General features: G+C 40.5%; 9 protein-coding genes. 7 read left to right on the top strand and 2 right to left on the bottom strand.

From position 1 onward, the window contains the following. Positions 1 to 59: 59 nt before the first annotated feature. Positions 60 to 2303, bottom strand: a complete 2244-nt coding sequence (locus tag WDC_RS08320; protein WP_044011399.1) for an ATP-dependent Clp protease ATP-binding subunit — start codon at positions 2301 to 2303, stop codon at positions 60 to 62. Between the two features lie 291 nt (positions 2304 to 2594). On the opposite strand from WDC_RS08320, the gene WDC_RS08315 reads away from it, so the two are divergent. The 6 genes from WDC_RS08315 to WDC_RS08290 all read left to right on the top strand — a co-directional run bounded on the left by WDC_RS08315 (position 2595) and on the right by WDC_RS08290 (position 8598). Next, positions 2595 to 2780, top strand: a complete 186-nt coding sequence (locus WDC_RS08315; RefSeq protein ID WP_044011398.1) for a hypothetical protein — start codon at positions 2595 to 2597, stop codon at positions 2778 to 2780. Between the two features lie 184 nt (positions 2781 to 2964). After that, a complete protein-coding gene (locus WDC_RS08310; RefSeq protein ID WP_044011397.1) occupies positions 2965 to 3231 on the top strand; it encodes a phosphocarrier protein HPr in 267 nt (88 codons plus the stop codon). Continuing rightward, entirely contained in the window at positions 3231 to 4952 is a 1722-nt protein-coding gene (gene ptsP, locus WDC_RS08305; RefSeq protein ID WP_044011396.1) for a phosphoenolpyruvate--protein phosphotransferase, read from the top strand. The genes WDC_RS08310 and ptsP overlap by 1 nt, the downstream gene beginning before the upstream one ends. Positions 4953 to 5338: 386 nt before the next feature. Beyond that, positions 5339 to 6541, top strand: a complete 1203-nt coding sequence (locus WDC_RS08300) for a glycosyltransferase family 4 protein (RefSeq protein ID WP_044011395.1) — start codon at positions 5339 to 5341, stop codon at positions 6539 to 6541. Positions 6542 to 6544: 3 nt separating this feature from the next. Continuing rightward, entirely contained in the window at positions 6545 to 7567 is a 1023-nt protein-coding gene (locus WDC_RS08295; RefSeq protein ID WP_044011394.1) for a glycosyltransferase family 4 protein, read from the top strand. Between the two features lie 2 nt (positions 7568 to 7569). Beyond that, positions 7570 to 8598 carry a lysylphosphatidylglycerol synthase transmembrane domain-containing protein gene (locus WDC_RS08290; protein ID WP_044011393.1) on the top strand — a complete coding sequence of 343 codons (1029 nt, stop codon included), beginning with the start codon at positions 7570 to 7572 and terminating at the stop codon, positions 8596 to 8598. 123 nt (positions 8599 to 8721) lie between these two features. Here WDC_RS08290 and WDC_RS08285 read toward each other — a convergent pair whose 3' ends face one another. Further along, positions 8722 to 9903: a pyridoxal phosphate-dependent aminotransferase gene (locus tag WDC_RS08285; protein WP_044011392.1), complete on the bottom strand. Its 1182-nt coding sequence runs from the start codon at positions 9901 to 9903 to the stop codon at positions 8722 to 8724. A gap of 109 nt (positions 9904 to 10012) precedes the next feature. On the opposite strand from WDC_RS08285, the gene WDC_RS08280 reads away from it, so the two are divergent. Next, positions 10013 to 10261: a YkuJ family protein gene (locus WDC_RS08280; RefSeq protein WP_044011391.1), complete on the top strand. Its 249-nt coding sequence runs from the start codon at positions 10013 to 10015 to the stop codon at positions 10259 to 10261. Positions 10262 to 10407 lie beyond the last annotated feature (146 nt).

The raw sequence follows: 10407 nt of genomic DNA, 5'->3' as shown, positions 1-10407 counted from the left end.
AAACATTATTGTTTAAATAAAAAAACACTTACCAAAAAATGATAAGTGTTTTGAACGAACTAATCTTTCTTAGCCGCAGCGCCGTCAACCGGTGTTGCAACTTCTTGTTCACTTGCTGCTTCCAGCGTGATGTTGCCATCCACAATTTTAGCAGTTAAGTTCTTAATCTTTGGATTATCAAGGACAAAGTCAGCAATTCGGTCTTCAATCTGTTCCTGGATCACTCGGCGTAATGGACGCGCACCCATGGTAGGGTCATAACCTAAATTAACCAGCTTTTCCTGGACTGGCGCAGTGACGTGAACGTATAGTCCACGGTCAGCCAACATTTTGTTAACATCATCGATCATTAGACCAACGATATGAGTCAAGTTGTCTTTAGTCAATGCATTGAATTCCACAATCGCATCAAATCGGTTCAAGAATTCTGGTTTGAAGTAATCGCCTAATTTGTTGAGAACAGAGTGTGTGTCACCAGCGGCTTCGGCACCGAATCCAACACTTGCGACTGCATCCCCGGAACCAGCATTTGACGTCATAATAATGATTGTATCCTTGAAACTGACCGTCCGACCTTGTGAATCTGTCAAACGACCATCATCCAAAATCTGCAAGAACATATGCATAACATCTGGATGGGCCTTTTCAACTTCATCAAGTAAAATCAAGCTGTAAGGGTGACGACGAACCTGCTCAGTCAGTTGACCAGCTTCTTCGTACCCAACATACCCTGGCGGTGACCCGATTAACTTCGAGGTGCTATGTTTCTCCATGTACTCACTCATGTCGAAGCGAATCATCGAATCCTCGGAACCAAACAATTCTTTGGCCAGTTGTTTGGCAGTTTCTGTTTTACCGACACCAGTTGGTCCAACGAATAGGAAGGAGCCAATTGGACGACCAGACTTATTTAGGCCAATTCGGTTACGACGAACAGCCCGGGAAACCTTGTTGATTGCTTCATTTTGGCCAATCACGTGACTTTCAAGCTTAGCATCCAAATCCTTTAACTGCGTTTCTTCTTGTTTTTGTAAATCACCAACCGGAATGTTGGTTTTTTCTTCCACAATATTTTGCATATCCTTGACTGTTACTGTGGCTGCTTCATCACTATGGTTTTCCTCGGCATCCTTCTTGGCTTTTTCCAGTTTAGTAACCTGGTCACGATAAAAGGCTGCTTTTTCATAATCTTCATTATCCAGTGCCTGTTGCTTGTGAGCCTCAGCAGTGTGGATTTCATTCTCAATTGTTGCAGGATCCGCCGTCTTCAAAGTTAAGTTCTTCTTTGAACCAGCCTCATCTAACAAGTCAATTGCCTTATCGGGTAAGAAACGGTCTTGAATATAACGAGCCGATAACTTAGCGGCAGCATTAATTGAATCATCAGTATACTTAACGTTGTGATAGTCTTCGTAACGTGACTTGATCCCGTTCAAAATTTGAATAGTCTCTTGCACGGATGGTTCATCGACTTGAACTGGCTGGAACCGACGAGCTAATGCTGCATCTTTTTCAATCTTGCGATATTCGTTTAATGTGGTTGCACCAACAAGTTGGAAATCACCACGGGCAAGGGCAGGTTTTAAAACGTTACCGGCATCCATGCCGCCTTCAGCATTACCAGCGCCCATAATTTCGTGAATTTCATCAATAAACAAGATGACATTTTTGTTTTTGGAAACTTCTTCCATTAATTGTTGCATGCGTTGTTCGAATTGACCCCGAATCCCAGTTCCTTGAACCAGGGAAACAACGTCCAAGCGAATTACTTGCTTACTACTTAATTTTTGTGGCACTTGACCAGCCACAATTGCTTGTGCTAATCCTTCCACAACGGCAGTTTTACCAACACCAGCCTCACCAATCAAGACGGGGTTATTCTTTGTCCGCCGGTTTAAAATTTCAATCACACGGGCAATTTCCTTATCACGACCAATGACTGGGTCAATTTTACCGGCCTTTGCCATTTCGGTTAAGTTCATCCCGAATTGAGCTAACAGTCCGCCATTGCCTTTGCCACCGCCTTGCCCATTTTGCGCTTGGGTTTGGTTAGCAAAAGCCTGTTGTGATTGCTCGTTGCTAGCACCTTGACCTTGTTGCATTGAACGCAACAAGTCGTCTAAGTTGCCAAAGCCAAATGGATTTTGTGCCATTCCATTGCCGCCTCCATTCATCAAGTTGTTTTGTGCTTGTTTCATTAATTGATAGCAATTTTGACAGAGGTCAACTTGCATTCGTTGTCCATTAACGGTTGCCTGTAGGTGAATCGTTGCTGGATTTTGATGACAGTTTTGACATAACATATGCAAACCTCCTTTAAGTTTTAAATTGACTGGCTAGAAAAGTTTGACCTTTCTTGACCATTGACTACATTATACATACTTTTTAATTGAATGCAAGTGATTTAGTTTATTTTTTAAGCGGCTGTAAGTGCTGGTACAGCAGCTTTAAGCGTTCTAATTTAAACTAAAACTCTCGTTTCAATAACTAAATTTTAGCACTCTGTGGCTTTGATTGCTAAAATTTTGATTAATCTGACAAAATAATTTAATTCAGCTATAATTGTACCTATTAAATGAAATGGAAGTGCAGTAATGGAAAAAGATTATCAGCAAATGATGGCAGATTTGCGTGCAGGTAAAATTGATAGCTTTGTAATTACGCCAGAGGAATTCATGGCATTTCAAATTAAATACCGCGCAGATAAGTTTCGGCAAGAAATTGTTGGCACCGCAAAGCGCGGTGGTGAAATTGAATATCATTTAGAAAAAGATGACTAAAATTTCACTTACAGGCGGTTGCTTAAAAGATCTGTTATACTGATTACAAACGGGAACGTACCACACTTTGTTTTATGCTTGTATTTACCGCTTACAATTGCTAGAATAAAGTGCAGAAAGAACTTTCATACCAATTGGGCTGAGGTTCTACTTAATTTTTAATCTTGAAGGAGATTGATCACATATGGAAAAACGCGATTTTAATATCACAGCAGAAACAGGAATTCATGCACGTCCAGCAACTATTTTGGTTCAAACTGCGTCTAAGTTTGGCTCAGACGTTACCTTACAATACGAAGGTAAGAGCGTAAACTTAAAGTCAATCATGGGCGTTATGTCACTTGGCGTTGGTCAAAATGCTAATGTTACGATTTCAGCAGAAGGTGCCGACGAAAAAGAAGCCATTGCTGCGATTAGCGAAACAATGACTAAGGAAGGACTTTCAGCTTAATGTCAAATCAACTAAATGGAATTGCTGCTAGTAATGGTGTTGCGATTGCTAAGGCGTACATGTTAGTTGATCCTGATTTGTCATTTGACAAAAAGGTGATTGAAAACGAGGATCATGAGGTCCAACGACTTCATGATTCTTTTGCTACGTCTAAAGATGAGCTTGAAGTAATTAAGCAACACGCAGTTAAGTCACTTGGTGAAGAAGAAGCGGCTGTTTTTGAGGCGCACATCACTATTTTGGCTGACCCAGAATTAATTAGTGGGATCGAAAAGAAAATTAACGAAGAACATGTCAATGCAGAATCAGCACTCAAGGAAGTGACCGATTCTTATATTGCAATGTTCGAGGCAATGACAGACAACACATATATGCAGGAACGTGCTGGGGATGTCCGGGATGTTACTAAGCGAGTGTTGAGCCATTTATTGGGAGTTAAGTTACCTAGTCCGGCATTGATCAATACACAATCAATTGTGGTGGCGCATGATTTGACCCCTAGTGACACGGCACAACTGGATCGTCAATTTGTGCAGGGCTTTATTACTGATATTGGTGGTCGGACGTCACACTCTGCGATTATGTCACGGACCCTCGAAATTCCGGCAGTGGTTGGAACAGAAAATGCCACTACCACTATTAATGATGGCGATACCGTTATTGTTGATGGTATTCATGGTAAGGCGATTGTTAATCCAAGTGATGAAGAAATTGACCAATACCAACAAATGGCTGCCCAATTTGAGCGTGAACAGGCTGAGTGGGGTGAGTTAAAAGACAGCTCCACCAAGAGTGCTGATGGCAAACATTTTGATATTGCTGCTAACATTGGAACACCTGATGATTTAGCTGCCGTGTTGGATAATGGTGGTGAGGCTGTTGGACTATTTAGATCAGAATTTCTTTATATGAACTCGGCTGAACTACCAACTGAAGACGAACAATTTGAAGCATATAAAAAAGTTATTGCCGGTATGGGTGACAAACAAGTGGTTATTCGGACAATGGATATCGGAGGCGACAAGCACCTACCGTATTTGCCTTTGCCTGAAGAAATGAACCCATTCTTGGGTTACCGGGCTATTCGAATTAGTTTAGATCGGCAAGAGATTTTTCGAACTCAACTACGGGCATTATTGCGTGCATCTAACTACGGTAAGCTAGCCATCATGTTCCCAATGATCGCGACGGTTAATGAATTCAAGCAGGCACGTGCAATCTATGACGAAGAAAAGCAAAAAATGGTTAACGCAGGCCAGCGTGTCGCTGACAATATCCAAGTCGGAATGATGATGGAAATTCCAGCCGCGGTTATGATCGCCGATAAACTGGCTAAGTATGCTGACTTCTTTAGTATTGGCACCAATGATTTGATTCAGTATACCTTTGCTGCTGATCGTGGTAATGAACATGTGTCATATCTATATCAGCCATATAATCCATCTCTGCTACGCTTGATCAAGCGGGTTATTGATACCGCCCATCAAGAAGGTAAATGGGCTGGTATGTGTGGTGAAATGGCTGGTGACCAAGTTGCTGTGCCGTTATTGATGGGCATGGGCTTGGACGAATTTTCGATGAGTGCAACGTCAATGCTCCAAACTCGTTCATTAATGAAAAAATTAGACACCACTAGATTACAAAAATTAGTTGATCAGGCATTGGATGCCGAATCCAACGAAGAAGTAATCGAACTTGTTAAGCAATTAGATATTAAATAACGGCGTCATTAATTAATCCTGTACTTTCACGTGTTGAGAGTACGGGATTTTTTCGATTTATTAGTTTCTTAAGGATATTTTGAATAGCCTGTGTTTATGAATTACTGTTCAGCTGAGAAACGCCGCCAGTGCTTATCTATGGGCACTTAACCTGCAACTAATTATTAACGGCTGATGCTCTATTTGTCGGTGAATCAATTTGGTTTATTTAGTAGTTTACGGTACAATATAGACCGTTGAATTTCTCGGGTTGAAATTGATATTCAGCTAAGGATTTAGTACAATTAAAATGATTACAGTCTGACAGTGACCAGAAATGCTGGCAGGTAAGACGCAGTAAAATAAATAATCTATTAACCAGATTTGAGAATTGAAGGAGAACACTTGTGAACATCGGCTTATTTACAGATACATATTTTCCACAGGTCAGTGGTGTCGCAACTTCTATTAAAACGTTACGTGATGAGTTAACAGCTCAGGGGAATAACGTTTATATTTTTACAACCACTGATCCTAAAGTTGATAAAGACGAAATTGAGCCCGGAATTTTTCGGGTTGCTAGTGTTCCATTTGTTTCCTTTACCGATCGTCGCATTGCCATTCGCGGGCTTTTTAAAGCCTACCGCATTGCCAAGGAACTTGATTTGGATGTGATTCATAACCAAACTGAATTTTCACTTGGCTGGATTGGTAAAGTAGTGGCGCGTGCACTGCACATTCCGTGTGTGCATACGTATCATACAATGTATCAAGATTACCTTCATTACATTGCCAATGGTCGCATTTTAAAGCCTAAAAACGTTAAACAAATGGTGTCGTTGTACTTGTTGCATATGACGGGTGTCATTGCACCAAGTGAACGGGTGCTAAAAACATTGGAAAGCTATGGCGTGAAGTCACCAATTCGTATTATTCCAACCGGTGTGGATGTGGCACGCTATCAAAAAATTGATAACCCGGCTGAGCAGCACGATCTACGCCAAAAATTAGGCTATACTGATGACACACCGGTGATTTTATCGTTAAGTCGCTTGGCTTTTGAGAAAAATATTCATGAGCTCATTGAGGCTTTACCGGATATATTGGTTAAATTACCGACTGCCCAGCTTTTAATTGTGGGGGATGGTCCAGCTAAAGAGACGCTGGAAAATCAGGTCGCTGAAATGAAATTGACAAACCACGTTACATTCACTGGTGAAGTCAACAATAATGACGTGTATCACTATTATCAAATGGCGGACGTGTTTGCTGCTGCATCTGATTCTGAATCCCAAGGGCTAACCTATATTGAAGCGTTGGCATCGAATTTACCAATTGTGGTCATGCGCAGCCCATACACAGACGAATTAATCGATGATCCAGCAATTGGTCACAGTTTCCAAAAGAAAGCTGATTTAGTGGCTGATGTGGTCAATTATTTGACGCAACCTACGACAGCTGAAGATACCAATCGCCGCGCTAAGAAGCTTGATGAAATTTCAGCTGAAAGTTTTGCTAAACGAGTACTTAAATTTTATCGCGATAGTCAGATTACACTGGCGCAAGAAAGTCATGAACCAGTGAATCTGTTTCGCGGACCACGAGGATAATAAATGTTAAAAATTACGATGTTTTCTGCTGCTGATAAGGTTAAGGGACAAGGAGTTGGCAGTGCTTATCTGGAACTAATGCAATTATTGCAGGACCGATTTAGCGGTGAATTTGATATTAAAATTAATCGCTATCGCCGCAGCCAGATTAGTCACTACCACACGATTAACTTTCCGTTTTTCCTGTCAACCTTTTTACCAGGCAGAGGTCGTAAAATTGGTTACGTTCATTTTTTGCCGGAAACGTTGGAGGGTAGTATCAAAATTCCACAGCCGTTTCGGGCAATTTTTTATTGGTATGTGTTGGCGTTTTACCGCCGCATGGATCACATTGTTGTCGTGAATCCTTCGTTCATTAGTAAGCTGGAGGCCAATGGCATTGACCGCGGTAAGATTACCTATATTCCTAATTTTGTTAATCACGATGAATTTCACGAATTACCAGCTGATAAAATTGAAGCATTACGGCAACAATATCACTTTGATGCAGACCAATTCATAATATTAGGGACAGGGCAGATTCAGGAACGCAAGGGTGTCAATGATTTCATTACCTTGGCACAACAAAATCCCGACATTCAGTTTGTGTGGGCAGGTGGCTTTTCGTTTGGGCGCATTACTGATGGCTATGCAGAACTAAAAAAAGTGGTTGACAATCCACCAGCTAACTTGAAGTTTACTGGTATAGTTGACCGCCATGAATTGGCTAATTATTATAATATGGCTAATTTGTTTTTGTTACCGTCTTACAATGAGTTATTTCCAATGTCAGTTTTAGAAGCTTTCAGTTGTGGGACTCCCGTTTTATTGCGCAATTTAGATTTATATCGTTCAATCATCGACGGTTATTATGAAGCGGCAGATGACGTCGCTGATATGCAAGCTAAGATATCATTGTTGAAAGATAATCCTGCAGGGCTTAAGTTTCTGCATGATAAATCATTGATTGCGTCACAACGCTATTCAGAAGACCATCTCGCCAAGATCTGGCATCGCTTTTATCTACATCAGGCAAAAGAGGATTAAAAATGTCAAGACGCAATCAAATTGTGCTCATAGTGATGTTGCTTGTCGGCATCTTAATTTTTGGATATTCATTACGCGACGTCAAATTGTCGGCCATCTTTCATGATTTAGCCACGTTACATTGGCGGTGGTTTTTGGTTGCTGTGATTTGCATTGTCTTGTATTTAGGTTTAGAAGGGGTCGTGGTCAAAGTATTCATGGCGGACCGCCACCCGGATTTTACATTCAAAAACGCACTCCGTGTACCGTTAGTGGAACAGTTGTTTAATGGAATAACGCCGTTTTCAACTGGTGGGCAACCGGCGCAGTTAATTGCGATGATGCAAAGCGGAGTGGACGCAGGTCAAGCAAGTTCTGTGTTACTCATGAAATTTGTTGTTTTTCAGGCGATGATTGTGATTAACTTTTTGTTTAGTTTGATGATCGGCTTTCACTATATTGCAGTGAAATTACATGCCCTGTCACTATTAGTGGTGTTCGGTTTTTTAATTCACCTGACGGTAATCGTTGGCCTGTTGATGATTATGTATTGGCATGGATTCACTAAGCGATTAGTTAACTTGCTGATTAGCCCGATCAAATGGTTTCGCTCAGCTGAAAAATTTGCTGCAATGAAAGCTAATTTGGACAGCAAGATCGATAACTTTTATCAAGAAAGTTTACGAATTAAATCTGAGGGAGTTAAGCTATTGGAAGTTGTAATCTTAACTTTCTTCCAGTTATTATTCTATTACTTAATTCCGTATTTCATCATGTTATCTCTGGGTGTACATGGTCTAAATCTAATTATGGTAACGAGTCTGCACATTCTAATTGTGATGATTATTTCGTTGTTCCCAATTCCTGGTGGTGCGGGCGGAGCAGAGTACAGTTTCTCCGTGTTGTTTTCGAGCTTCATTGGGGCAAATAGCAAATTAGTATTGGCAATGCTACTATGGCGATTATTAACATACTATTTTGGGATGTTTGCAGGAATGTTCGCACTGGTGATTAAACCAGATAAAATCAAGAGTGGTCAAAAAGGCGATTAGAGTATGAGCCTAACGCTAGGCGAAATAATCTGCCATTTTGGCTTCGTTTCAGTTAAAATAATTATCCCTAAACCGATCAAATAAGCATCGCAACTGGTATTCACCGGTGCGATGCTTGTTTAATTAGTTTTTATTTGTAGAATCCGTCATATAGGCTCGCAATCGCTTCATTGCCTCGTGCAACCTGGCCATGTCGGCGGCGTAACTCAATCGAACATAACCTTCACCTTCAGTACCAAATGCATGACCAGGGATCAGGGCGAGGTGATTTTTATGTGCCAGGTCCTGACAAAATGCCATTGAATCTTGATTAAATTCAGCGGGGATTTTGGCAAAGATATAAAAGGCGCCATCCGGTCGAGCAATTTCAAAACCCATTGATGTCATTTCACGATAGACATAATCGCGTCGTTGAACGTACTCTTTTGCCATTTTAAGTCCGTCGTCCGCACCATTTGTTAAAGCTTCCACACCAGCTTTTTGTACGATGGAGGTGGCAGAAGTAACTAAGTATTGGTGCACTTTCTTGATTTGTTCAATTAAAGCAACATCTGCAAAGATAAATCCAAGTCGCCAACCAGTCATTGCGTGCGATTTTGACAAGCCGCTGATCAGAATTGTTTGTTCTGGGATTAAAGTAGCGATCGATGTGTGTTGCTCACCATATGTCAGTTCTGAATAAATCTCATCACTAATAACCCATAAATGATATTTTTGAAAAACGGCTATCAATTTTTCGAGCTCATTCTTACGGTAGGTGATGCCGGTTGGGTTGTTAGGGTAATTTAAGACAATGGCCTTAAATTGTAATTCGGGATGTGCTTGCACAGCGGTTTCAACCAATTCAGGTGTTAATACGAAATTATTGGTACGAGTATTAATGCGGACTTCCACGCCATGGTTCAAAGCTATTAACGGAGAATAGGCCGAATAGATCGGTGCAGGAATCAAGACACCATCCCCGGGATTCAAAATAGCAGTTAGGGCAGCTGCTATTGCTTCGGATGCCCCGACAGTTGTAATTACATTATTAGCTTGATAATGGAGACCGTATTTTTGATTTTGAAAGTTGGCAGCTGCCTGACGCAATTCAGGAATACCCGCGTTAGTCGTATAATGGGAGAAATTATTGTCAATTGCTTTTTTTGCAGCTAGCTGAACATGTGTAGGAACATTGAAATCAGGTTCTCCAAGCGTTAGTTTCAAGATATCTGGAATTGAACTAGCGACTTCATCGAACTGCCTGATTTCAGAAACTTGAATACCATTTAGCTGTGAATTTAAATCATCACGGTACAGACTCACAATCATTACCTCTTTCATAATATTATTAGGATTTAATTAGAATCAATTCTACCATAGTTGTGCTATATTTAGAGAGCAATCTTAAAGTAAACAGAAAGGAAAGTATTTTATGGAGGAATCAAAATTATTTCAAATTTTGAGTAGACTGTATGCGATGCAACGGGATAATACATCGCAAAAGCAGGTACGTCGTTTTGAACAATTCGGCATTGAACTTTGTCGTGTAACTTATGATCATACAACCCAATTGTTTCAGTTGACTGAATATCGACCATTTCATGAATTTGAGTTTGATGACCTAGATTTAACAGCGATCGAAATTCATGAATGCCTATCAGATATGCAAATGACATTCTAATCATATTTTTAGGTAAAACAGCTTGACGGGATATTGTTGGTTTTGGTATGATTGTTCTTGTCGCTGAGGCATTTAACTTATTTCTTATTTTTGAGAAAATATTAAATTGACGTTGACAACTAATTAGGCAAATGATACTATTTGTT

It is taken from the genome of Paucilactobacillus wasatchensis, assembly GCF_000876205.1.
Lineage (GTDB): Bacteria > Bacillota > Bacilli > Lactobacillales > Lactobacillaceae > Paucilactobacillus > Paucilactobacillus wasatchensis.
Note: the sequence above shows the minus strand (reverse complement) of the source record. Positions and strands in the feature narration are given on the sequence as shown.